A 24407-nucleotide genomic window follows, 5' to 3' on the forward strand; every position below is an offset into this window, starting at 1 on the left:
TTTCATCAATCAGGAGACATCCGGAAGAAAAAGTGCACTTGCTGGAACTGTCTCTTTAGCTTGACTAGCACTTTCCCACATCAAGCGGACTCTCGCATCGCCTTCATTCTCGTAATACTCCACCTTGATATCGTATAGCCGGCCAGCCTTCAGCGTTATAGTGCCCTTACGCTCAGTACCACTTTGCTTAGTCCAACTATCAATCACGGATTCCCCATTCACCCAGACACGGATGCCATCATCTGAGGTAGTGTAAAATGTATATTGCTCATCATATAATGGCTTAATTTTACCGCTCCAACGTATGGAGAAACGATCAATCCCGAGGGCGGCATCCGGCGATCCTTGCCGCCAATTGAAATCGATTATTGCATCAGTTCTGTTAAGAGTTGCCGCTCCCGACAACAACATGTTGTTGTAATACTCTCCTGCAAGCCCCTTCGCGAGAGGAATTGCTGCCTCCCCCTCTTCTTCGGAAGGTGCCGGCGCTGGTGCGGCGCTAGGTGTCGGAGCCAGACCAGTATTTAATTTATCTCTGGTCAGGGTGTAGTTGCTATTCATAAATATTTTGATTGTGTCTGCACTGTTATTTTCGTAAAGCATTTTTCCCCAGCTCATCATATACGTCCATTTACTTTGCGATTGCTGAAGCTTCTCCAGATTAGGCATTTCACCATTCTCCCCGATCGCAATCGGTTTGCCTGCGGCTAGACTCAACAAGCTGTCATAGTATTTTTGCTGGTAATCATTTTCGTATATATCTGCTGCCAGAATATCTACTTTATCAGCACCTGGATAAGTTAGCGCATAAGGATCTGACCAAACATTGGGAGCATTCGGACTCCATACCCATAACAGATTATTTAATTTATGAACGTTAACAAAACGGTCATACATTATATTCCATAGTTTAGAAAAGTTATTTTTCTTCCCCCACCAGAACCAGTTCCCGTTCATTTCATGATAGGGTCTCCAAAGCACCGGAACATTGGCATCGCGCAAGCTTTTTAAAGAGACTGCCACCTTATCAAGCTCAGCGATCAGATTATTATATTGCTTAGTACCCGGTGTAACGTAACTATCGAACTCACTCTGGCTAAGTGTTTTTTTCACATTATCCCAGTCATAAGAGGTGCCCGGCAGGTTAGCATGAAAAGTCATAGCTACGATCCCGCCCGCTTTATTCCAGTTGATGGCGCTGTTCACCACATTTTGACGTTGCCAAGCCATCGTTGCTTCGGACTGACCACTGATCGCACCCATTTCATAACCGTGAAGAGCCGCATATTGTCCGCTGGTTCCCTTCAGCATATTGTTAATTTCATCTGGACTTTCTAAATAGTCATGTTGACCAGCAATAATGCCTTTTCCTGAGATCGAGTAAAAATAGTTAAGCAGCTTTACGGCTTCAGGTGAGGCACCTGGGGTAACTGGCGTTCCAGAATTTGAAGCAGCTATGACAATAGACGGCGAAATTCCAACAGCAAGCGGAAGTGCAGTCAGAAACAGGACGAGTGACATAAATGCACCAAACAATCGATACGTACGGTAAGCTTTCAAAATAATCTCCCTTTCGGTAGCCAGGCTGCCACTCTTTCGAAGGCCCTATAGCTTTGCGTCCCTACCTTTCGATAGGTTTGCCTTTTCAATTTAAGAGAAATAATCTCTCTTACCGTAAGTATCGACGACAATTAATGATATATTTAGTGTTTTTATGACTTTTTTTGATAATTGAGTCAATTTACCTGTTTCAAGAAATTTTGAATTGGTTAAATAGATAGGTTAGACCTATGAAATGAATTGTTGTAGTTCTATATCATTCCAGTCTAAAGTAATACGTATGTTATCTTCTTCTACTAATTCAGACCCCGTCTGTACCTCTATAAACTCAACATCCGTCAAAGCAAGGATCGCGTGTTTCGTTCCTTCCGGTATACGTACCACGTCCCCAGCCTTCACATTATGTTTTTTCTCATTCAGCACAATACTTGCTTCGCCGCTGACGATTGTCCAAATTTCACTACGCTTGCGATGTAATTGATAGCTGATATTATTCCCCTCGGATATAAAAATCCGTTTGGTCAGCACTTCATTGCCTTCATCATATTTCACATAATCAATAACTTTGTAATGGCCCCAGCGGCGTTCCTCGTACATCGGTCTTTGTTCAAAGGTCTTCAGCACTTCTTTAATCCGTGGGCTCTCAGCTTTATGGGTAACTAGAATTCCATCCGGGCTAGCCGCAATGATCAGATCCTTCGCACCAATTACCGTAATCGGAATGTCCAGCTCATTAATCAAGCAAGTCCCCTCAGAATCCGCCGTCACAAAACCTTTTCCTACATGCTTGCTGCTCATTTCCTCTGTCAGCGTATTCCACGTTCCAAGATCCTTCCAGAATCCATCATACGGCTGCACCACAATATGTTCTTCTTTCTCCACCACTTCATAATCAAAGCTGATGGAAGACAATAGCTTATACTGCTTCTGCAATTCTTCATATCCTAAAGGCAACCCTTTACGCTGCAAAATATCTAACAAGTACCCTAAACGGAAGGCAAACACTCCGCAATTCCACAATGCATTTTGCTCGATGAGCTGTTCTGCTTGTATGCGGTCTGGTTTCTCTTGAAAGTGACTCACCTTCATAAAACCATTCCCCCCCGCCTCTTCAGCGGTAGGAATAATATATCCGTATTTCTCTGAGGCATGTTCAGGAACAACACCCATTAGTGCCAGATTTGCTCCACTTTCCAGCATGGTCCCCTCAAGCATAGCTATGGTATCGAAAAAGGATGCTTCTACATAAGGGTCAACAGGCAATATTGCTACCGTCTCCGCTGGAGAAACACCTGCCACTGAATAAAGATAGGTAGCTGTTAAGGCGATAGCCGGAAAAGTATCCCGACGCTCCGGTTCAACGATAATCGGCACATGACTTCCCAGTTGGCTTTGTATCATTTCTACTTGGCCGCGGCCGGTGGCCAGATAAGATGATTCTGCCATCCCTGCTTCCTCCAGCTGTCTCCAGACACGTTGTACCATGGATTCTGGTTCACCTTGAGGGCTTTCAAGTACCTTTAGAAATTGCTTTGAACGTGAGTCGTTAGACAACGGCCATAACCGTTTACCTGAACCGCCTGATAGAAGTACCATTTTCATAGAATGAACCTCCTTGAATTATGGAAATCGAGCATAATGGAATTGTTATCAAAACGTATAGCTTCCGCTTAGCCTTAGTTCGAGCGGATGCATTTTTTAAAAAATTTATTAGGTATGAACCACTCCAAGGGATTTTGGACTTCCGATCGCTGTTATCCTCAGATTTCCTGATTGGACCGCTTCTCGCGGTAGAAATCCGAGGATAAAGGCGAACACTCCGTTTCTACAGTTCCAAATTCCCTTTCCGTTCTTAACCTAACCAACTACTTTTTAACAATGATCCATGCGCACCGGGCTGTACCAGCCGGAAGCGAGCACGTTTTTCTAAAGATTTGCTTCTGCTCCGGGGGAGGCAGCTGCAACTGCAAGAACAACTGCAACTACAAGAGCAAGACTAGTTGCCACCACAGAGACAGAGACAATGACAACTACAAATGCTACTGCTACTGCGGTATATAATCAGAGTACCTAACTTTATAAATTGCTTAGAACCTTAAAATAAGGGAACGAAGTGGCGGAAGAGAATTTTGGAACTGGAGGAGCAATAGCATCCGCCTTTGTCTGCGGATTTCTACCGCTATCAGCGGTTAAAATCAGGAAATCTGCAGACAACAGCGGCTGGAAGTCCAAACATTCTCTGGAGTCACGGCTCATCCCTAAATAGAAAAATCACAAGTTCAATCAATATAACTTAGATTAAACCGCTCCAGCCACACTAGCAGAATAACCGCTCAATCCGCCCATCTGCGGGCGGCCGACAGAATGATAAACGAGGCCGGTACCCTCGATTTGCTCCTTGGAATACACGTTGCGTCCATCGATCAATACCCCATTACGCATGCTTTTCGCCAGCTGATGCAGATCAATCTCCTTGAGTAGGCTCCAATCGGTCAAGAGGCATACGGCATCGCTGCCCTCAGCCGCTTCCTCAGGCAGATTGCACCAGCGAAGCTGCGGATGATCATATTGCTGCCTGAAATTTGTAGCTGCGATTGGATCATATAGTTTGACTGTTGCCCCTTCAGCCACCAGTGCCTCAACAATCTCTCTGGCGGGAGCTTCGCGGACATCATCAGTATTAGGCTTAAAGGCAAGCCCCCATATCCCAATCGTCGAACCGCGCAGGCTGCCAAGTGATTCATGCAGCTTGGAGATGATCATAAACCGTTGTCCCTTATTCACTTCGACTACAGATTTCAATAATTTGAATTCGTAATCGACGTTGCCCGCAATTTGAATGAGCGCATTAGTGTCTTTCGGGAAACAGGAGCCTCCATAACCGATGCCAGCCTGCAGGAAGGATGACCCGATTCTTTGGTCCATACCCATTCCTTGTGCTACCTCGGTTACATCAGCTCCCACTTTTTCACAAATATTGGCGATCTCATTAATAAAGGAAATCTTCGTGGCCAAAAATGCATTCGAAGCATATTTGATCATTTCAGCACTGCGTATATCTGTTACAAATACATTTTCTGTGAAACCCTTATGAAGCTCGCGCATAGTTGGTTCCAGCTCTGGATTATCAAGACCAATGACAATTCTGTCGGGATGGAGGGTATCGCGAATCGCTGAGCCTTCACGTAAAAACTCAGGTGCAGACACGATATCAAAAGGATGATGGGTATGGCTAGAGATCATTTTGGAGATTTTCTCATTTGTCCCTACTGGAACTGTAGATTTAGTCATTATAATTTTGTGCCCTTCCATCGCTTTAGCGATTTCAGCGGCTGCACCCTCAATATAGGTTAAGTCTGCTTCACCATTAGGCAGTGATGGCGTACCTACAGCAAGGATGATAATATCTGAACGGCGCACCGACTCTTGAAGATCTGCAGAAAAAGATAACCGTTCCTCACGAAGATTCAGTTCAATCAGTTCCTCGATTCCCGGCTCATAGATGGGCGATTCCATCTGTTTCAGCTTCTTAATCTTTTCCTCGTCCTTATCCACACAGATGACATGATGTCCGCCCAGTGCAAAGCACACGCCAGATACAAGACCCACATACCCAGTACCGATTACTGTCAGCTTCATATAATCATCCTCCTTTTAGAAAATTGACGTACGCCTGCTCAACATACTGCTTGAACTTAACCATAAACGCCTGCTCATCGAATTTACGTGCATGCTCCATAATTTGATCGATATCCCAAGCGTAAGACTCTACCTCATAAATAGCCTTAAGTAGATCCTCCACTTCTTGATGCTGAAAGAACACACCATTTACATAAGGAATAATAGTATCTAGTGCGCCACCTGCTTGATAAGCAATTACCGGTCTTCCTGCAGCGTTCGCTTCCAGCGGTGTAATTCCAAAGTCCTCTTCTCCTGGAAAAATAAATGCTCGACACTGTGCCATCATTCCAGTCACTTGCTCATCTTCTAGCCGGCCCAGAAACGATACATTATCCTTAGCCATGCCTTCGAGGCGCTTGCGATCCGGTCCATCCCCTACGATATAAAGCTTAAGACCGTTACGATTGAAAGCCTCTACCGCCAGATCAATCCGCTTGTAGGAAACAAGCCGGGAGACAATTAAATAATAGTCGCCAATGGTAGAAGAGCTTGTAAACCGGGCTGTATTAATCGGTGGAAATATGACATCTGCATCCCGGTGATAATAATTCTGAATCCTCGTCTTCACTACTGAAGAATTGGCTACGAACTGATTCACATTTTTGGAAGTCCGTTGGTCCCACGTTTTAAGCTGCTGCATGTATACCTTAAGCATTTTCTTGAACAGCCCGGAATTCGACTGACGTTCCATATAGGTGTCATAGTCCCATGCGAAGCGCATAGGCGTATGGCAGTAACAAAGATGAAACGTATGTTTAGGAACCTGAATACTTTTCATAAAAGCACTGCTGGAACTCAGGACGATATCGAAACCGCGAAAGTCCAAATCACGGATGGCCATTGGATAAAGTGGCAGCACCCCTTTAAAATTGGTCTTTACTCCCGGAATCTTTTGCAGCCAGGAGGCACGGATATCCGCATCTTTGAGATTGTCAGTAAGGCGGCTTCCGTTAAAAACCGTTGTGTAGATTGGAGCCTCGGGATACATGTGATGAAAGACTTCCACCACTCTTTCCGCGCCGCCCATTTGGATTAAGTAATCGTGCGCTATCGCAATTTTCATGTGAATCATCCTCAAAGTTTTATGGAGCATCATCTTCAGAATTACCGCGTCATATCATCTGTCAGGTGCCCGCCAACAAACCTTTATAGTAGTCAACGATGTCCTTGACCGTATTCTCGATAACAAAATGCTCTTTCACTCGTTTCATCCCATTGTCCGCCATCCGCCGTCTTTCCTCTGGGTGATCCAGCATCCATTTAATGGAGTCTGCCAGTATCGCCGCGTCACCAGGCTCTATCAGTAATCCTGTCTCACCTTGAACTACAATTTCTACCGGCCCGCCTTCATTGGAGGCGATCACCGGTAATCCCGCTGCCATTCCTTCAACGATAACTTGGCCAAAAGGCTCAGGAGTTACCGAAGTGTGAATCAGTAAATCAGCAGTATTCATAAGGCCTTGAATATCATCCACATGCCCTAGCATGCTTACATTAGTAAGCTCGTCGTTTTTTATCTTTTGCAACAATTCCTGCTTATAAGCCTCTTCTCCAAACAGAGCGTCTCCGGCCAGCCAGAACTTCACACGAGGTTCGTTCTTAAAGCTTTTTGCGGCTTCCAGCACAATATGCTGACCTTTCCAATGCGCCAATCGACCAACTAGCAGTACGTTAAAATTCTTCTGGTCCCGCATGCCGATCCCATTACCAATCGCTTTAGCGAAAGCGGAGTATACGACCAGCGTTTTTTTGGAACGCGGCAGCTCCAAAGCATTCAGCGTAGAATGTGAATTCGCGATGACTCCATTTGGGAGCAGTCGCGACAGCAAACGAATTCCTTTGGCAACGATAGGCTTTAAATAAGGGGCTCCAATATGATCCCGGATATGCCAGATCAATGGAACGCCTGCTATTTTTGCAGCGATGGCTCCGTATAATGCAGATTTCAGGGAATTGGTGTGCACGCAATCTACCTTCTCCGCTTTTAAGAGCGGCGCAAGCTTGCGGCCATAAGCCAACAGCTTGAAGGCTGCAGCAGGTGCTCCCAAGTTGACTGCATTTCTACCACGACTTCTGATGCTCTCATCCAGCGGAATAATACGGACATCCATCCCTTTTTCACGTAGCCGTTCAGCCAGCGCACCATCCTCAGCCAGAATTACCAGTGGATCGATCTGTTCTCCAATATGGGTAAGGATGTTAAACAGGGCAACTTCTCCACCACTCCATTTAGCAGTGTGATCTATATAGGCCACTCTAAGCATTACGTGGTCACCTCCTCTCCTAAGGCTTGTAGGAACACGGATTCTACTTGATCCGTAACATGCTCCCAAGTATATCTCTCTAGTACATGCTCTCTACATTCATCACGGCTCGGAAGCAGCTTTCGATTGCTAAGCATATGGATCATGCCTTCGGCCATGTGGTCGCTACTTGAACTCTTAAATAGCAATTCCGGCCGGAAGCCTTGCAAAATCTCCTTATTGCCGCCAATCGGTGTAGCCATCACTGGCAATCCTGAAGATAAGGCTTCAACGGTAATCAATCCAAAGCCCTCCAATGCCTGTGAGGGAACCACGAACATGTCCGCTGCCTGATAATAAGAGGCTAGTTCATGATCAGGAATGTAGCCTAGCAGCCTTACCTTGTTGCTTAAGCCATAGTCGGCGATCTTTTCTTCCAGTTCCCCCCGCAACGGCCCTTTACCACCAATCAGCAGAATTGCATTTGGGAATCGCTCCGCAACTTGCTTCCAGGCTTCAAGCAGCTGGAGTAGTCCCATCCGATTGACCAAACGCCGGACAGTCAGCACGGTTGTTGCTCCCTCAGGTAAATTCAAGGTCCGGCGAATCGCCAATCGATTCGTAGCGGGGATAAAACGTTCCACATTAGCTGCGCCTGGAATCACAATAATTTTGTGTAGTGGCACTCCGTGCAGCTTATGGAGAATATCGCGGAACGTCTCACTAAGCACGATGAACTTATCCGCAAGCTTATAGGCTCTATGTTCAATGGATTTGGCGATGGTTGTTTTGACCCGGTGCTTAATGCCTTGGCCTTCGATTTTCATTTCTTCATTCCATGGGCCATGAAAAGTCATTACTACAGGAATCCCACGTTTCTTTGCTTCCAAGGCTGGACCAATACCATAAGGAGCAAAGTGAGTGTATAAAATATCTATACGGCCACTGCCCTCTCCCATCAGATCGGCCGCCTTACGCTGGAAAGCATCCTTACGTTTCCAGATCCCATCTTTTGGATCTCCGGCATTGTGAATAATCAATTCCTCAGGGGTAGCAGGCGTCTCTTGACTGCAAATCAGCGCATGCACCCGATTACGTGAGGAGAGTTGCTCGCAAACGGATTTGAAATACGTGTTAAGCCCACCCGGCTGTAGCGACGGCCAGCTAAGGCCTGTCGTCATAATGTTCAATCCGTCACTGTACGGCATAGCTTCTCTCTCCTTTATTCTCCTTCTCGGTCTGACTCGTCTTCGCATTGTGCTGAGTCAGCTTTCCCGATCTAATTAATTCGTAATGCTTGAAGCCGACCATGAATTCATACATGACCCAGAATACGGATACACCGAAGCCTGACATTCCCTTCTTGAACAACCCATGTAAGAAATACTTTTGCAGGAAACGGGCTGGTGGTCTTAACAGCAGATGACTGACCCGAAATCGTTTGCCCTTGGCATACGCACTTTCAGCTTCCAAGTCAGTATACTTATTGAAACGTGCCACATGATCGTTAATACTGCGGTAACCATAATGCCAGAGGGTTCCTGTCAAACGTATGGTTCGCTCTTCTGAGACCTCGGGCATCTCGTGCACCAAGCTATTTCGAATTCCATATGCTTTGCGGTTGTATAGGCGCACTAGATATTCGCCACGATCCAGCCATCTGCCCATAAAATCACCGATCCGGTAGATAGAATAGGCAACCGATTGATCCATAAGCCCCGGTTTCAGTTCAAGAATACTTGCGGCCAACTCGTCGCTGACCACTTCGTCAGTATCAATAAGGAAGACCCAATCATGAACCGCGCGTTCTACTCCGAACTCCCTCTGTTTCGCATATCCGGGCCAAGGGTTGACGTATACTCGACAATTCAAGCTTTCAGAAAGCTGTACTGTCCCGTCTTTGCTGCCTCCGTCAATCACAACCACCTCGTCGGCGAATAACCTGCAGGATTGTATGGCCTTAGATATTCGAACTTCGTCATCCTGAGCGATGATGACAGCCGATATTGGATAATTGCCTTGGCCGCCTACCACGCTTTTTATTGAATCCATGAAGGTTTCCTCCTTTATCTTTCGCATTATCCATTCATATCCATAGGTTTCTTGCGAATGTAAGAATTCATCGTCGTCTTCATCCACTGAATGTCCTCGCGGGTAATAAGCAGCCGCGGAAGTTTAACTTTTAAGGTGTACTTTATATTGAGAACAATGAAGAAAAATCGCAGGATTGCTGATGACAACATCGCTATCCCTGCTCCGAGTAAGCCAAATTTAGGGATGAGCAGGAACAACATTGGGATAACCAAGAGTAAGCCAAAACCTTGAAGCATCGAAACAATTTTCGGCTTGCCTAGCGCCATAAAGGCCTGCGCCAGAATGATCGTCCCCCCGCTAATAGTCACTTCAAGGAGCAACAAACGAAACACGGTTAATGCCGCATTGAAGTCTTTGCCGTACATCAACGGAATTACTAAAGGGGCTAAGAGCATCAGAACTACTCCGCCAAGCATGGTGAAGGTCGTACTTATTCGAAAGGCTTTGAATGTTAACTCAACTGCCTGTTCTTTTGACAGCTCAGAAGCCTTAGGAAACAAGACGATCGTAATCGAACTTGAGAAAAAATTAACCATCCGCGATAGACTCACAGCCACTACATACAGCCCCAAATCAGCAGGTCTTAACAAACCGGCAATTACAATCTGATCGATATAGGTAGAGAAATTGCCAAGCAAGTCATTGCCGTAGGAACCCAGCCCGTAAGTGAACAATCTTTTTAAATTCTGATAGGCCCCTCTCATCTTCACCTTATAGGTGCGAAGCAAGGAAATCGTCATTCCGATAAACAGCGGCGCCCCCGGAAGGAGATAGGCAACTGCAGTTGTAAAAGGATTCATCTGATCCAGCGCGATCAATATCCCGATCATCGTCAGTGTAAGCAATGGCACTAGATAGCGAATCCAATTAAATCTCTTGTATTCTCCTCTGAATTGAAAAGCTGCATTGTTAATTTGAGAGATCGCTATAATCGGACACAGAATCATAGACCACTGAGCAAAGGTCACGACCTCCGGACTGAATGACTTCAGCCAATAAGGCAAGACCACGATACCTATAATCATCGCTATGACCCCAAAAATGGTACCAAGCAGCAACGCCATACGATAAAGCACTCCGGCATCCTCCGGGTTTTTCTTAGCGTTATAGATGAGAGCTGAAGGAATGCCAAAGCTCATGCTAAACGCCAGAAACTGTGACCAGTTAATCATCGCCGTCTGTTCCCCACGACCTGTCGGTCCAAGATAACGGGCGGTCAGTACACCAGTTAACATGTTAATCAATAGGATCATGACACTGACAAACATAGTTTTTACGGCTGCCGAGCTGTTGTCCTTGCTCTTGGCGAACAGTCTAAAAGATGACCAGATTGTTCTAGCGGGGAGAGATTTTGCATTCAACTGCTGCATACGGTGTTCCCTTCCTTCTACTTTGAGTAATCTCCCTTGCGCTGAGGCCAAGACCGATCAGCATCCAGATTAAGTATCCCTTGAGTCCGGGAAACCCATTATCTGAAACTAGACTGACAATCGCACCGGTCCAAGTAGCTAACGCAAGTCGGGCGTAGGGCTGCAATTGGTCCCTGCTGATTACTCTAGCGAATATCTGTTTGACAACTGCGCCTAAAGCTCCGAAGAAGAAAACAGCACCCAGAACACCAAAGGTAAGCAGTAAAGCGATAACTCCGTTATCCATAATTCCGTACTCTCCAAGCTCGCCGTCATTACCAAGCTTAGTCCCTTGGCCTACACTACCAATTCCCTGACCTACTGGATTGGCAGCGACCATCGGCAGCATGTTTTGCCATAAGCTTAGCCGTTCATTATAAGAGTGATCTTCCTGAACAGAAGATAGTGTCTCTACCCGAGCAACCAGTCCTTCGGCGCCAGGCAATTTCGGCACAACCCAGAACAACGCAGCAGCCACAAAAACTAATTGGATCAAGGTTTTCCACTTTCCCTTAGAAGGAGAGGTTCCAATGTACATGAGCAGCATCACCAGAAGTATCAGCCATGCCGCACGTACTAAAGTAGTCAGCAGGCAAATTACAACTAGCAGAACGCCGATCCAGCGCAATGTTCCCCGCCATTTTTTCTCCAGTATCATCGGAACTAAAGCAAACGCTAAGAATGTTGCTGCCGGTCCGGGCGAATTCAGCGTAGAGAACACTCGGATTTCCAATGGATATGGATTTCCGATGGACATCATGTCCGCATGTTTCATCCAGAACACATCCCAAGGTGGCACTGTCAAATACTGAACAATCCCGTAAATGGCAACTAGGACTGCAATATTGGCAAAAGCAGTAAGCAATCGATCGATATCCTTCGGCTTGAACTTCGTGACGGCAAAGTACGGCAATAACAGCAGTGGCACAATATAATTCGCTAAGTCATAAACTGAGCCCATGCCATTCTTAGCCAAACCGATTAAAGCACCATAACCCAGCGCAACTGCGAACATTAACATGATCCGCGTGGAGGCTTTTTGAATATTATGAATCTCCTTCAGCAGCGGAATGATCAAGGTTACACCGGTTAACAAGGGAGCTAAGCTCAGCAAGGATACAGAGTGATAAACTCCTTCTGACCAGTCAGCAATGCGGCGCAGCTCTGGAGCTACGGCCCAGATTAGCAAGGTATAAGCAACCAGCATTTTCGGTCTAAGTATGGCTAACAAGAAAGCCGGGAATAGGATGGCTGAGAGAATGGCTCCCTGCAGACTGTTCGATGAACTCAGCATCGCACTGGAGAAGCCAATGATCAGCGGAAGAGAGACACCTACAGCAGCAGTCCCCCCTATTAATCCAGCTGTCTTGATGAACCTAAGTGATGGGGGCGTAAATACACTCATTCCAAGCCTCCTTCCTTCACCTTATCCCGCTTACGCAGTTCCTTAAGTAATAAAAGTAGAAATTGTGCATCGTCCACAAGATATCTTTTCCAGAGCCGGCCGGGCTCCTGGCTAAGCCGCCAGAACCATTCGAACCCTGTTTTTTGCATGAAGCTAGGTGCTCGTTTCACTGAGCCTGACAGAAAATCAAAGGTCGCTCCCACTCCGATCGATATCGGAGCTTGATAAGAGGTATAGTGGCGATAAATCCACTTTTCCTGCTTAGGCGCTCCTACACCAACAAATACGATATCTGGCTGGCACTCTGTCAGCATTTCTATAATGCGTTCATTCTCCTCCTCATTGTGCTCGAATCCATAGGATGGAGAATAACAGCCAACCACATTTATTCCGGGATGCGCTGTTTTCAAATTCATTGCTGCCCGTTCCGCCACGCCTTCAGCTGAGCCTAAGAAGAACAGCCGGTACTTCCTTTGCTCAAAGGCGTTGCCCAATCGATTAAATAGATCCGCGCCGGATACCTTCTGCTTAAGCGGCTTACCTAGCATTTTGGATGCCCAGATCAGTGGCATTCCGTCAGCAACAACTGCGCCTGCCTTCGAATATACCGTTTGAAATTCTTTATCCTTACGAAGCTTGATCACATGATCTACATTACAAGTGAGAATATAAGACTGATTCCTCTCCTGAATGGTTTTATCAATGTAATCAAGCAAATCCATGAAATCATAGTTATCAAAATTGACATCGAACATATTCACTTGACTCATCGTATCACTTCTTTTTGTGGGGAATCGGTTGGCTGTGAAGATCGATACAGGCAGTTCAGGTACCAACAGAACGGAATAATAAATTGGACCGTCGACAGCGTGTTATCGGAGAATGAGTAGATTAAAAACGCTGCAATAAATAATAGATAATAAGGTTTGATCGGCGGAGCCAATGCTCTGTACACCAGAATAAATACAGCCAATAAAGAGAACATCAACAGAATAGCGCCAATATATCCCCCATCGAAGTAAAAGCGGATATACTCGTTGTGCGGAACTACAAAACCCTTATACAACGTTCCATCATTTGCTACCGTCACTGCTCCAAGCCCTCTACCAGACCAAGGAGAGTCCGCAGCCTTATTTAAGAAATACTCCCATGCCTCCGACCTTCCTGATAAATCAACAGCCGTATCTGTCTGTCTCTCAAAGGAACGTTTCTCAAAATTATCAAGCTGCCAGAAAACAGCGACCATAATCAGGAAAAATGCACCCATCAACGGAATTAGCAGATAGGTTCTGCCCTTCAAATATTGGCGAAGAATATCATAGAAGTAGTAGAGAACGGTAAGTCCAAGTGCCAAGATAGGCCCTCTTGTTCCTGTTCCAATCAAGATAAAGAAATTCAGAACTAACATGATATAGAAAAAGCGTGCTTGCTGCGGATTCCGCTTCACCTCAATAAATGGAATCGCTACTCCCATAAAGGCCAGCATCGCTAGATGCGCAGGAATATTAGCCCCCTGAATCCGTACAGCGCCTGTATACTCGATGTTGAGAAAATTATGAACATGCGCAAGCTGCAGCAACAAACCAACCACTACACTAACAAGAGGAAGCATACAGATAATTTTGATTTGCAGCTCGGCTACATTCTTTTTCCAGTTGATTAATAAAAATACGAATGGAATGGATAGACCGATAAAAGCTTTAACTGCAATGGATGAGGTCATTTCCGGCAGCCAGATCGAAGATCCAAAGGTAATCACCAGCAGCGCCACCATTGCCCACAAGGGGTGACTCAGACGAAACCGCAAGCCATTGACCAGAATACAAGGAACAAGCAGCATCACGATAACCAATTTATAAAGGGACAGTATCTCCATTCCGAACATGCTGCCATCATATAAAAAGTTAATCGATATTGCCGTTGTGATTAGAACGAAATAACTGATCAGTTCAGGCCGTGAAATCGAGATTCCCAGCAAAATAATCAGAAGCACGGCAGCTATCGCAATCATCGGCTGGTAGATGACCGCCGTTCCAAAGAACAGGGCCGACATGAGATAGAGCATCCCGTATGGCAAAACATTTAATTTGGAGCCCCACTCAAAATTTGTCATGTTAATCCCTCACCCCGCTGCGGAATGCCTCTCCCGATTGAGAATCATATGAAGCGTTCCACGAATACTCTCCAGCCTGCATTTGTTCAAAAGCCTTCTTCCTTTGCTTCTTGAGAGGATAGAATCAGCCAGGATATACACGAGCTTAGCGGCTGTCTTTCCCACTAGAAGCAGCTTGCCTTTTAGTCCTTCGCTTTTCATAGCGTTAGAGATACCTTGGCTATAATAGCGCCTCATAATCCAGTCTTCCGTCAAGCGGGCCGCCGGAACGAAATGGTCAACCGCCATTTCCGGATGGTAGAGGATGGAATGCCCTTCTTTTTGAATCTGTCCGAATAACCAGGTCTCTTCACCGGAGAGCAGAGAATCACCCTTTCTTCCGAGATCCAGGGGAAAAAGACTGATGTCGAATACGAGCTTCCGCATCGCCATATTGGCCCCACAAGGATGAAGTTGCTTGGGATATTCCTTAATCCGGCTACCTAAATCAACAATCGTGTACGGAAGCTCAAAGGGTTTAATCAACCAGTCCGGACGTTTACTTTCAAATATCGGAGCGATTTTGCCTCCCATAGCCATGACCTCCGGTTTACTCTCGAAAGTACTGACAATCGTTGTTATCCAACGCTGGCAAGGTATCGCATCATCATCGAGAAAGGCAATCAGCGGCGATTTGGAAGCCAGAATTCCTGTATTTCTAGCCGCTGAAAGCCCCTGCATCGGCTCCATCATGTAGCGGATATCTACATCAGCTCCATGCTTTCCTATAAACTTTTTGACGCAAGCTTCAGTATCATCCTTGGAACAGTTATCCACAACAATGATCTCCGCCTGCTCTAAGTGATCCAGCTTTAAAAGTGACTGAAGCGTCTTGATCAATAAAGGTGCTCTGTTGTAGGTACAGATGATAATGGAAAGCTTAGGAACGTCTCCGTATTCACGCATCGGCATTCACCTAATTTCCACATTATTAATAAGCATCTTTTGAACCGAGTAACATCAGTCCGGTTTTAGCAATGATTTTTAGATCCAGCATGGTGCTCCGAATATGGATGTAGGTTAAGTCCAGCTGTACCATTTCGTCGAAGCCGACACTGTTTCGGGCATTCACTTGCCAATATCCGGTACAGCCTGGTGTAACCGTCAAACGCTGTTTGTCATATTCCGTATACTGAGCCACCTCTTCTGGCAGCGGAGGACGAGGACCAACCAAACTCATTTGACCTATCAGCACATTCCACAGCTGAGGTAGCTCATCGATGCTCGTCTTGCGCAGGAATCTCCCTATCTGTGTGATCCGCGGATCGTTCTTAATCTTGAACATGGCACCGCTCACTTCGTTATAGGCCATCAGGTTTTCTTTTAACTCCTCAGCGTTACTAACCATGGATCTGAACTTATACATCGGGAATTGCTTTTCATTCTTCCCAACCCGGTTTTGCCGAAAGAACACCTTTCCTTTCGGATCCTCCAGCTTGATCAGAATCGCCACGACAACAAATAATGGCATTAACACGAGAAGACCAAGAGCGGAAAAAAAGATATCGATCATCCGTTTCATTATCAAATAGGACTCTGCTTCTTTCCTTCTCTCATCGGTATGCAGCATGTAAATTTTCGGCAGGACCGCCTCGTAGTCTTCCGGCAGTTTTTGCATGCTCATCCTCCTCATCTAAAATTTTGCGAACTCAACTTAACTACTCAAGCTGGTTTGTCCCATTTTATTCAGCCATTCCGACATTGCATCCATCACCGGATAGCGCAAATCTTCGCTTTGCAGTGCAAATTCAAGTGTTGTCAAAATATATCCAAGCCGCTCGCCGACATCATATCTTGTTCCGTCAAAATTATAGGCATATACCCGTTCACTCTGATTCAGCTTCTGAATGGCATCTGTCAACTGGATCTCTCCGCCGGCGCCTTCTTCCATTAAATCGAGATACTTAAAGATCTTCGGAGTAAACACATAACGACCCATGATCGCCAGATTGGAAGGTGCCGTACCTAGTGGCGGCTTCTCTACAAAATTGTTAACCCGATACAATTTACCGTCCTGCAAATCCGGTTCAATAATACCGTAGCGATTCGTGAATTCATCAGGAATTTCTTGAACTCCGATAACCGAGTTTTGTGTTTCTTCATATTGATCAATCAGCTGCTTAAGGCAAGGTACGGCTCCTGTGACGATATCATCGCCTAACATGACACCGAATGGCTCGTCTCCGATAAACCGTCTTGCACACCATACCGCATGCCCCAGACCCTTTGGTTCTTTCTGGCGGATATAGTGAATTTCTACCTTGGCTGAACGCTGAACCTCTTTAAGCAGATCCAGCTTTCCATCTTCCAGAAGCCTAGACTCCAGCTCAAACGCATTGTCAAAATGATCTTCAATGGCTCTTTTACCTTTACCAGTAACAATGATGATATCTTCAATACCGGAAGCAATAGCTTCCTCAACAATGTATTGAATGGTTGGTTTATTGATAATCGGAAGCATTTCTTTAGGCATGGCTTTCGTTGCAGGAAGAAAGCGCGTACCTAGTCCTGCCGCGGGTATGATTACTTTTTTCACCTTTTTCATCGCACTTTACCTCCTAAAAGTTTTGTGAGCATTAGCTTCAAAGATTTCACTTCGTACAAAACTCACTTCGAAAGCATAAACTTAAGTTTTGTGAGCATTAGCTTCAATGATTTCACTTCGAGCAAAAAACACTTCGAAAGCATAAACATTTACTTCGCCTGGTTCATGGCAATTCCGATTAGATTAGAGCCGGTCTGTTCAAGCAGCGTCTTCGCTTTGCGAATCGATTCCCGTTTGGACTTTCCATATCTGGCCACCAGAATCACGCCGTCCGCTTGAGGTGCCAATATACGAGCATCACTGAAATCGACTGCCGAAGGAGAATCCAGCAGGATCAGATCGTAGTTTTCTTTTAGTTCCTCAAGCAAAGCGGTCATTTTGGGGTTGCCTAGCAAATCCGGCGGACTAACATGAGTTTTTCCCGCCGGGATGACTGAAAGATTGGCTAAGTTTCCGAGGACAGCGATGTTATCTGCTTCCTCTTGCCCACTTAAATAAGCCGCAAGCCCGTCACTCCCCTCTACTTCAAACACGGTATGAAGACCGGGATGTCTCAGATTGCAGTCAACCACCGCTACCTTCTTGCCATCCTGGACGAAAGAGACCGCGAGATTCGACAATATTGTCGTCTTGCCTGCTCCAGCTTCTGCTGACGTAAAGAGCAGCACTTTTCCTCCGCCGCCCTGTGCTAGTCCAAGCTGACGTATATATGTGCGCAGTGATCGGAACGATTCGGAGATATGCGAGAATGGATTAACGTCTGTAACCAGACTCTTATTTAGCCGCAACATAAGCACCCTCCTTCACTCTGGTGTTGCCTGCCGCCTTACCTAAATCACGTTTACGAATGGTTGCGATCGAAGCAATTACCGGAAGACCAAGGTCATATTCCGCTTCCTTTTCAGACCTTAATGTGCCGTTAAGTGTTTCCATCAGCAAAATAATTCCTAGGGCAGCCATAAGTGATACAACAAAGCTGATGATGAGATTCATCGCAAACCCGCCGTTCGAGGGCCCTGGAACATCAGTCGGATCGGCCGGTGTCAGCAAGGTAACATTGTCTACCCTCATCAGCGATGGCAATTCACGAATGAATGTCTGCGATACCGCATTTACGATCCCGGCAGCTTTAGTGTAGCTTTCATCCTGAACATTGAGGTTGATCACCTGACTCTTCTCTGAAGTTTTAATCTCAAGCTTCTGGCTTAGTTCATCGGCCGTGAGACCAAACTCCGGGTGATTTTCTATTACGCTTTTCATGATGGTCGGTGATTTCATAATTTCCTTGTAACTCTCAATTAAATTCAGGCTAAAGCTCAAATCGTTAAGATTGTTGCTCTCGGGAGCTTTGGCAATGTTGTTGACAAGCAGCTGTCCGGAAGCGGAATAGACGGGTTCAACGAAGTTTTTGCTAACATAGTAAGTCGTAGCACAGGAGATCAAAACGAACACCATGATGAGCCAAAACCTTTTTTTAATCAGGTTAATGTAATCCAGAATCGTCTTTTCCACAGTAACCCTCCTTCCGCTAAAATTACATTCTGAAAGCATTCATGAAAGTTTCAGTTGTTGCTTTAATTCTATCAATCCACACCATTCGCCACATGGCTCATACCATCACTTTCCTCTTCACTTTGGAGTAAGACGTTATACCTCTTAAGAGGGGGATTAGGTATACTTTAGTGCCATATCGAGGGCAAATTTAGGTTTTAACGCACAAAAAAACACGGACAACCTGTCCGTGTTCATGTACTATGCTTACGAATTATTTCAATTTTCACTCGTAAGACATTTCATATTTGGTTAATCCGACAGCATTTGCATAAAGCGCTGCCTGAGTACGATCAGCCACCTGTAATTTAGCTAAAATCTGACTGACATGCTTCTTCACCGTAAATTCACTAATGAAAAGACGTGAAGCAATTTCTCTGTTGCAGGCGCCCTGTCCCAGCTCGATCAGGACTTCCTTTTCTTTGGGTGTTAATTCATCCGTTGGGCTGTTTCCACTCATGCGCATTTTATCTTCCATCAGACCAGGATCATAATACTTTCTTCCCTTGTGCACCAATTGGATAGCAAACAGTAACTCCTCGGGCAACGCCTCTTTCAGTACATATCCATCTACCAGTACTTCTTCAGCCTTCAGGAAATCCTCTCTGCTTGCAGATGACGTCAACAGAATGAACTTACTAACGATACCACGAGCACGCGCTGTCTTGATGACATCCAATCCCGATTCATCTGCTAGCTTAAGATCAATCAATACGAGATCAGGCTGCGTCTCCTCAATCACAAGAAGCGCTTCTTGGCCATTCGTCGCCTCACCCGCAAACTGCACATTCGGTTGCATCGAAATGACAGATGCCAGTCCTCTTCTAACTAAAGGATGATCATCAACAATGACGATTTTCACAGAAACGACCTCCCGCCTAAAGTTTATGCATTCTTTAATTCAGCTACACCGACAGGAATCGAAATCATAATTCTTGTTCCTGTGCTCTCATTACTGGACAACTGAAAGTCGCCACCGAGCGACTGGGTCAAATATTGCATATTCTTCATGCCAAGTCCGCTTACACTATCTTCAGATTCAATCCATAACAAATCAGTATCAAAACCAACACCATTATCACAAATCAATAATCGAATCCAAGTCGGCTTCAGAGACAGTTCTACATCCACTCGACTGGCAGCACCATGCCTGATGGCATTACCCGTGGCTTCGGAGATAATCCGAAAAAGCGCCTTGTGGTAAGGATAAGGGAGACTGAAATCATCGCCCGTTATTTTTAAATCAATATCAACATCATTTAATCTGGATAAGCTCTTCAAATGTGATCTTACCATGCCCAACCAAGTAGGACCTCCACTCTTCTTGGAGCTAAGACTGTAGATCGTGATCCGCAGTTCTTTGGCAACCTTTGTTGCAGAGTCATGAATAAGCTCAATTTGTTCTTCTAGCTCATGATCAGACATTCTCTTCCACGATTCCTTCAGCGAATGCGTCGCATACACAATACCAAAAAGGCTCTGCGACACACTGTCGTGCATTTCATCCGCAATCCGGTTCTGTTCGTTCGTGATGATCAACCGGTTCTCGATCACACCAAGCTCATGTCTTTCAAGAATATTCGCACTTAGCTCAGATAAGAATATCAATTGTTGAATATACCATCTGCGGCCTTCCAGCCCCTCTGTAGACTCCAGCTTGAGTCCAATCATCCCTACAAAACGGGTGCTCATCCGTACAGGCATCAGCAGGAAATCGCCTAATCCCGGCAGATTTCTAAAAATAGGCTCTCGCTGCAATCTCCATTCATGCTCATGTTTTCCCAGTTCTGAGAATAGGAACTGTTCCTCTTCCTGCTGCCAGCCGGTCTGCCTGCTCTGCGGAGCTGGTTCTCCGCTTTTCTTGGCGAACCAAAACAAAGCCTTATCTAGCTTCGTTAGCTTAACAACATAATCGGTGATCACTTGACCGATATTCATGAAATCATGTTGGCTTGAGGTTTCCACGATATGGTACAGGGATTTGATATGCTCCATCGTCTCTTTCGTGCGAGCATTCGATTCTTCACGTTGCCGCTTCATCCGATTAACGATCTGCATTATTATAACCGTAAGTACCAGTGTTAGAAACAGATTCCCATTTATAAATACAATTTCTAAAAAATTTCTGTTCGCAGAATTGATAAAAAAATAACAGAGCACCGCAAAAATACTGATATAGCTTAAGAGCAACGACCATCCAAAATAAATGGACAATGAGCCTGCAGCAATCAATACAGGATTAAGCACATAGAGCCTAAAAGAGCTTTCGTACCCACCCGTAAACAAGGTCAATGCGATAATTCCCACCATCTCTATACTAACAGCCAGGACGAGAGTCTTTGGTCTGCTGCGTAGCCTTCGATAACAAAATGAGAACGTTTGTGCAAACACAACAAGTATAGCAATAATAAGTGATTTATAAATTATGGAAGGTCCCGTCTTATCTAGAAGATACATGAGTGATGTGAGGGACAATGAAAAATACCTGTAATACGCAATCAGTTTGTCTTCTGCAGTTGGTTTGATTTTCATCCCACCACCCTATTCTCCAGTTTTTTTGGAAAATGCGAGATTGTACTGTGCTCGATAAAAGCATCATACATGAGAAAAATCACAATAACAAGTTGACATTTCCCATGTTTGCGCTTCCATTTGAAAAATAGTTACAAAAAATTTATTATTTTTTTAGTAGGTTTTATCACTAAAATTTGGAATTTTATCCACTATAGTTAATAAGAACTAACACATTTATGTAATATTAATCCATATTTTTCAACATATCTTATAAAACGACAACAATTATACAAATTATAACAATTACTGTTGGGACTCTAGTAGGAGGATGTCGATTTAAATGTTATTCCGGCAAAGCTGGGGTGCGATCCCCATATATTTTTTAAATAAACGAGAAAAATAGAACGGATCATTATAATGAAGCATACTAGAAATTCCCTTAATTTGTAATGAGGTGTTAAAAAGCAACTTTTTGGCTTCCGCCATTTTTAGACGGTGAATATATTCATGAAGCGGGTATCCACTGCTGCGTCGAACAAGACGACGAAGTGTAGACATCGAAACATGATGTTTTGCCGCTATTTGTTCTAGGTCCATTTCACCATAAATGCATAAGTTCAGGTCTTCCCGAATCTGACGCATATAATCAGCCTGAGAATTCCAACTTTTTTCTTCTATTATAAAAGAACACTCCAGCAGCATTCTTTCGAGCAATAATGCTGCCCGATCCGCATCCACAGGTTCTCCGCTCTCCATCCGTTCCAGCACTTCTTCAAATAAGGTAGTAAGACCTACTATAGATTGGGCTTGAAAAACATTTCCCCCGGCTATGAGGCCCGATTCCAGCCATTCGGATACACGCGTGCCATTAAAGTTAATATAATACTCATCCCAGCTGCCTCCCGGTGGTGGACCAAAGTTATAACTGTAACCTGGGCGAAAAAAGTATAAGCTGCCTTCACGCACCTGCTGCTCTTTTCCCCCAATCTCCATGTAGGAGCCACTACCTGACACTATGTAAACAATGGCCCAGTGCTCAAAAACTACACCTGAACGGAATAACGTTCTTCCTGGCAGATGACCTGCCTGTCCCACCCTTATATTCTTGAGCTTCAGCTTGGAGGATTCAACCTTCGGATCAATAATTCTTATTGGATATGGACTGATCATATAATCCATGTGCTTGGACATTATAGGCATTCCTCCCCTTGTTTAGTAGTGATAAGGTTATTGTGAAGATGATCATATTCTACATGAATAAGAGGTGTCCACGCTATGCTTAATCATTCTACACTACTGCTTTTCCCTAATCCGCGTGAAATCACATTGTCACAAGGCTCCTTCCATTTCCCAACAAGCGGAAGCATCGTGCTTCCTAATATGGAAGAACAATCTGCCATGCCAGCTGCACGAAAACTACAGGAAGTGATTGCACAAGCATTGAATCTGCAGCTGACTTTATCCATTGGCTTACGTCCAACCGTTGTATCTGTCTGTAACTTTAACTATGTGCCATTATTGTCTGCACAGGCATATGAGATTGTTGTCGATCAGAAGGGTATCGTTGTCTCCTATAGCTCTCCTGTAGGCGCCTTCTACGCAGCAGCAACCCTGAAACAAATCATAGAACAAAGTGGCAAATCTATACCTCAGCTGCATATTCGCGATGAACCTGATTTTGGAGCCAGAGGCCTGCTCATAGATATCAGCCGCAATAAAATCCCGAAGCAAGAAACCTTGTACCGGATCATTGACCTTATGGCTGATTTGAAGATGAATGAACTTCAGCTATATATAGAAGGTGCTCCGTTCGCTTATGAATCCTTCCCTCAAGTCTGGGAGCTTGAAACCCCAATTACCGGAGAGGAAATCCTGCTTCTGGATGCCTATTGCAAAGCACGTTATATAGAGCTTGTTCCCAATCAGAACAGCTTTGGGCATATGGAGGGCTGGCTCTCTCGTCCAGAATTCAACGCTTTAGCTGAAATTCCCGAAGGCTTTATGCTTCCGAAGAATTTGTATGCGCAGGACGTTTATCCAGAAGGCTTATTTATGCACCCTGGTACTTTTGATACCGAAGATCCTGCTGTACTACCTCTGCTAGACAAAATGTTTGACGATCTGCTACCTTACTTTAGCTCCAATCAGTTTAATGTAGGCTGCGATGAGACCTATGAACTCGGTCTTGGTAAAAATAAAGCTCTGGCAGAAACTCAAGGCAAAGGTCAACTCTATTTATCATTCCTACAAAAGATTTATGAGTTGGTTACAAAACGTGGCAAAACGATGCAATTCTGGGGCGATATCATTATCCAGCATCCCGAACTGATTCCTCAGCTTCCTAAGGATATTATTGCTATGGAATGGGGTTATAGCGCTGAGCATCCCTTCGAGTCCGATACGCTCAAATTCCGTGAAGCAGGTATTCCTTTTTATGTCTGCCCAGGCACCAGCTCATGGAACTCCATTACAGGACGCACAGACAATATGTTAGCCAATCTGCGCAGTGCAGCTATTCATGGCAAAAACAACGGCGCTATTGGTTATCTCATTACGGATTGGGGAGATTTTGGACACTGGCAGCATCTGCCGGTCAGCTATGCCGGCTTCGCCTACGGCGCAGCCCTATCCTGGAGTGTAGATCATAATCTGGAAGCAGATACTGCACAGTATTTAAATAGATTTATTTTTGCAGATCGTTCTGAGGGAATTGGCCAGCTGCTCCTGGATCTCGGCAATTACTATCAGCTTGAATCCAGTATCAACCGTTCAAATGATGCAGAAATGTCCCTGCTGCTGCGTACCCATCTGGACAATTTCCTAATCATAGAGAAGCTTACTGAGGAACACTTCAATCATCTCGAAGAATATCTGCTCTCCATTGAGGCGCGGCTATCGGGGTTAGATCTTCAATGTGAAGATGCTGCTCTTGTGCTGAAAGAACTGAGTAATGGCATCCATTTTGTGAAGCATGCTGTGCAGCTGGGCAGAATCAAGCTACAGTTGACATCAGCACCAGATTCGCTTGATCCTGCGCTGATTACGAAGCAAATCAATGACCTTGATGTACTCCTTCACCAATATCGTCTCTTGTGGACGGAACGCAACCGGCTCGGCGGCTTGGAGCAAAGTATCTCGAAACTTCAACGCCTGCGTAGTCAATATGAAGCATTGAAATCAGAACTCTCCGCATCCGTAAGTTCCTAATCCTTCTTATTAATATTCACTATATAGCTGCTGTTGGGTAATCGAA

The 24407-nt window shown here is 45.0% G+C and carries 20 protein-coding genes and 1 riboswitch; of the genes, 1 reads left to right on the forward strand and 19 read right to left on the reverse strand.

Annotation, left to right across the window (positions count from 1 at the left end):
* Window positions 1-9: 9 nt before the first annotated feature.
* The 19 genes from NST45_RS22515 to NST45_RS22605 form a co-directional block, all read right to left on the reverse strand.
* Window positions 10-1560: a glycosyl hydrolase gene (locus NST45_RS22515; RefSeq protein WP_339823881.1), complete on the reverse strand. Its 1551-nt coding sequence runs from the start codon at window positions 1558-1560 to the stop codon at window positions 10-12.
* A gap of 12 nt (window positions 1561-1572) precedes the next feature.
* A riboswitch (cyclic di-GMP riboswitch) is annotated at window positions 1573-1652 on the reverse strand.
* 136 nt (window positions 1653-1788) lie between these two features.
* The gene (locus tag NST45_RS22520; protein WP_076104223.1) at window positions 1789-3162 is read right to left on the reverse strand and encodes a sugar phosphate nucleotidyltransferase; all 1374 of its coding nucleotides are present in this window, start codon (window positions 3160-3162) and stop codon (window positions 1789-1791) included.
* Window positions 3163-3858: 696 nt separating this feature from the next.
* Window positions 3859-5199, reverse strand: a complete 1341-nt coding sequence (locus NST45_RS22525; RefSeq protein WP_339823883.1) for a UDP-glucose/GDP-mannose dehydrogenase family protein — start codon at window positions 5197-5199, stop codon at window positions 3859-3861.
* Window positions 5200-5203: 4 nt separating this feature from the next.
* Complete coding sequence (locus NST45_RS22530) at window positions 5204-6304, reverse strand: glycosyltransferase (RefSeq protein ID WP_036676592.1); 1101 nt, start codon at window positions 6302-6304, stop codon at window positions 5204-5206.
* A 61-nt stretch (window positions 6305-6365) separates the two neighbouring features.
* Window positions 6366-7505: a glycosyltransferase family 4 protein gene (locus NST45_RS22535; RefSeq protein ID WP_076104221.1), complete on the reverse strand. Its 1140-nt coding sequence runs from the start codon at window positions 7503-7505 to the stop codon at window positions 6366-6368.
* A complete protein-coding gene (locus tag NST45_RS22540; protein WP_036676596.1) occupies window positions 7505-8692 on the reverse strand; it encodes a glycosyltransferase family 4 protein in 1188 nt (395 codons plus the stop codon). The genes NST45_RS22535 and NST45_RS22540 overlap by 1 nt, the downstream gene beginning before the upstream one ends.
* On the reverse strand, window positions 8679-9536 hold the full coding sequence (locus tag NST45_RS22545; RefSeq protein ID WP_036676598.1) for a glycosyltransferase family 2 protein: 858 nt from the start codon (window positions 9534-9536) through the stop codon (window positions 8679-8681). The genes NST45_RS22540 and NST45_RS22545 overlap by 14 nt, the downstream gene beginning before the upstream one ends.
* A gap of 26 nt (window positions 9537-9562) precedes the next feature.
* Window positions 9563-10948 (reverse strand): oligosaccharide flippase family protein, encoded by a 1386-nt coding sequence (locus NST45_RS22550; protein WP_036676601.1) that lies wholly within the window; start codon window positions 10946-10948, stop codon window positions 9563-9565.
* Window positions 10914-12392: an O-antigen ligase family protein gene (locus tag NST45_RS22555; RefSeq protein ID WP_036676604.1), complete on the reverse strand. Its 1479-nt coding sequence runs from the start codon at window positions 12390-12392 to the stop codon at window positions 10914-10916. Before NST45_RS22555 ends, NST45_RS22550 begins: the two co-directional genes overlap by 35 nt.
* The gene (locus NST45_RS22560) at window positions 12389-13162 is read right to left on the reverse strand and encodes a WecB/TagA/CpsF family glycosyltransferase (RefSeq protein WP_036676606.1); all 774 of its coding nucleotides are present in this window, start codon (window positions 13160-13162) and stop codon (window positions 12389-12391) included. Before NST45_RS22560 ends, NST45_RS22555 begins: the two co-directional genes overlap by 4 nt.
* Window positions 13159-14505 (reverse strand): O-antigen ligase family protein, encoded by a 1347-nt coding sequence (locus tag NST45_RS22565; RefSeq protein WP_036676609.1) that lies wholly within the window; start codon window positions 14503-14505, stop codon window positions 13159-13161. The genes NST45_RS22560 and NST45_RS22565 overlap by 4 nt, the downstream gene beginning before the upstream one ends.
* A gap of 9 nt (window positions 14506-14514) precedes the next feature.
* On the reverse strand, window positions 14515-15450 hold the full coding sequence (locus NST45_RS22570) for a glycosyltransferase (RefSeq protein WP_036676610.1): 936 nt from the start codon (window positions 15448-15450) through the stop codon (window positions 14515-14517).
* Window positions 15451-15475: 25 nt separating this feature from the next.
* Window positions 15476-16168 carry a sugar transferase gene (locus NST45_RS22575; protein ID WP_036676612.1) on the reverse strand — a complete coding sequence of 231 codons (693 nt, stop codon included), beginning with the start codon at window positions 16166-16168 and terminating at the stop codon, window positions 15476-15478.
* Between the two features lie 30 nt (window positions 16169-16198).
* Window positions 16199-17089 (reverse strand): UTP--glucose-1-phosphate uridylyltransferase GalU, encoded by an 891-nt coding sequence (gene galU, locus NST45_RS22580; RefSeq protein WP_036676615.1) that lies wholly within the window; start codon window positions 17087-17089, stop codon window positions 16199-16201.
* 149 nt (window positions 17090-17238) lie between these two features.
* The gene (locus NST45_RS22585) at window positions 17239-17880 is read right to left on the reverse strand and encodes a CpsD/CapB family tyrosine-protein kinase (protein ID WP_076099414.1); all 642 of its coding nucleotides are present in this window, start codon (window positions 17878-17880) and stop codon (window positions 17239-17241) included.
* Window positions 17864-18601 (reverse strand): Wzz/FepE/Etk N-terminal domain-containing protein, encoded by a 738-nt coding sequence (locus tag NST45_RS22590; RefSeq protein ID WP_036676620.1) that lies wholly within the window; start codon window positions 18599-18601, stop codon window positions 17864-17866. Before NST45_RS22590 ends, NST45_RS22585 begins: the two co-directional genes overlap by 17 nt.
* 265 nt (window positions 18602-18866) lie before the next feature.
* A complete protein-coding gene (locus NST45_RS22595) occupies window positions 18867-19502 on the reverse strand; it encodes a response regulator transcription factor (RefSeq protein ID WP_076099415.1) in 636 nt (211 codons plus the stop codon).
* A gap of 23 nt (window positions 19503-19525) precedes the next feature.
* Window positions 19526-21172, reverse strand: a complete 1647-nt coding sequence (locus tag NST45_RS22600) for an ATP-binding protein (protein ID WP_036676625.1) — start codon at window positions 21170-21172, stop codon at window positions 19526-19528.
* 318 nt (window positions 21173-21490) lie between these two features.
* Complete coding sequence (locus NST45_RS22605) at window positions 21491-22345, reverse strand: helix-turn-helix domain-containing protein (RefSeq protein ID WP_076099416.1); 855 nt, start codon at window positions 22343-22345, stop codon at window positions 21491-21493.
* 84 nt (window positions 22346-22429) lie between these two features.
* On the opposite strand from NST45_RS22605, the gene NST45_RS22610 reads away from it, so the two are divergent.
* The gene (locus tag NST45_RS22610) at window positions 22430-24361 is read left to right on the forward strand and encodes a glycoside hydrolase family 20 zincin-like fold domain-containing protein (protein WP_036676630.1); all 1932 of its coding nucleotides are present in this window, start codon (window positions 22430-22432) and stop codon (window positions 24359-24361) included.
* Window positions 24362-24407: the final 46 nt, after the last annotated feature.

This window comes from Paenibacillus sp. FSL R7-0163, from assembly GCF_037969975.1.
GTDB lineage: Bacteria > Bacillota > Bacilli > Paenibacillales > Paenibacillaceae > Paenibacillus_AQ > Paenibacillus_AQ odorifer.

Bases quoted from the DNA above. Each gene is read 5' to 3' on its own strand.
- NST45_RS22520 (WP_076104223.1), bottom strand. From the start codon at position 3,162: ATGAAAATGGTACTTCTATCAGGCGGTTCAGGTAAACGGTTATGGCCG.
- NST45_RS22525 (WP_339823883.1), bottom strand. From the start codon at position 5,199: ATGAAGCTGACAGTAATCGGTACTGGGTATGTGGGTCTTGTATCTGGC.
- NST45_RS22530 (WP_036676592.1), bottom strand. From the start codon at position 6,304: ATGAAAATTGCGATAGCGCACGATTACTTAATCCAAATGGGCGGCGCG.
- NST45_RS22535 (WP_076104221.1), bottom strand. From the start codon at position 7,505: ATGCTTAGAGTGGCCTATATAGATCACACTGCTAAATGGAGTGGTGGA.
- NST45_RS22540 (WP_036676596.1), bottom strand. From the start codon at position 8,692: ATGCCGTACAGTGACGGATTGAACATTATGACGACAGGCCTTAGCTGG.
- NST45_RS22545 (WP_036676598.1), bottom strand. From the start codon at position 9,536: ATGGATTCAATAAAAAGCGTGGTAGGCGGCCAAGGCAATTATCCAATA.
- NST45_RS22550 (WP_036676601.1), bottom strand. From the start codon at position 10,948: ATGCAGCAGTTGAATGCAAAATCTCTCCCCGCTAGAACAATCTGGTCA.
- NST45_RS22555 (WP_036676604.1), bottom strand. From the start codon at position 12,392: ATGAGTGTATTTACGCCCCCATCACTTAGGTTCATCAAGACAGCTGGA.
- NST45_RS22560 (WP_036676606.1), bottom strand. From the start codon at position 13,162: ATGAGTCAAGTGAATATGTTCGATGTCAATTTTGATAACTATGATTTC.
- NST45_RS22565 (WP_036676609.1), bottom strand. From the start codon at position 14,505: ATGACAAATTTTGAGTGGGGCTCCAAATTAAATGTTTTGCCATACGGG.
- NST45_RS22570 (WP_036676610.1), bottom strand. From the start codon at position 15,450: ATGCGTGAATACGGAGACGTTCCTAAGCTTTCCATTATCATCTGTACC.
- NST45_RS22575 (WP_036676612.1), bottom strand. From the start codon at position 16,168: ATGAGCATGCAAAAACTGCCGGAAGACTACGAGGCGGTCCTGCCGAAA.
- galU (WP_036676615.1), bottom strand. From the start codon at position 17,089: ATGAAAAAGGTGAAAAAAGTAATCATACCCGCGGCAGGACTAGGTACG.
- NST45_RS22585 (WP_076099414.1), bottom strand. From the start codon at position 17,880: ATGTTGCGGCTAAATAAGAGTCTGGTTACAGACGTTAATCCATTCTCG.
- NST45_RS22600 (WP_036676625.1), bottom strand. From the start codon at position 21,172: ATGAAAATCAAACCAACTGCAGAAGACAAACTGATTGCGTATTACAGG.
- NST45_RS22605 (WP_076099416.1), bottom strand. From the start codon at position 22,345: ATGTCCAAGCACATGGATTATATGATCAGTCCATATCCAATAAGAATT.
- NST45_RS22610 (WP_036676630.1), top strand. From the start codon at position 22,430: ATGCTTAATCATTCTACACTACTGCTTTTCCCTAATCCGCGTGAAATC.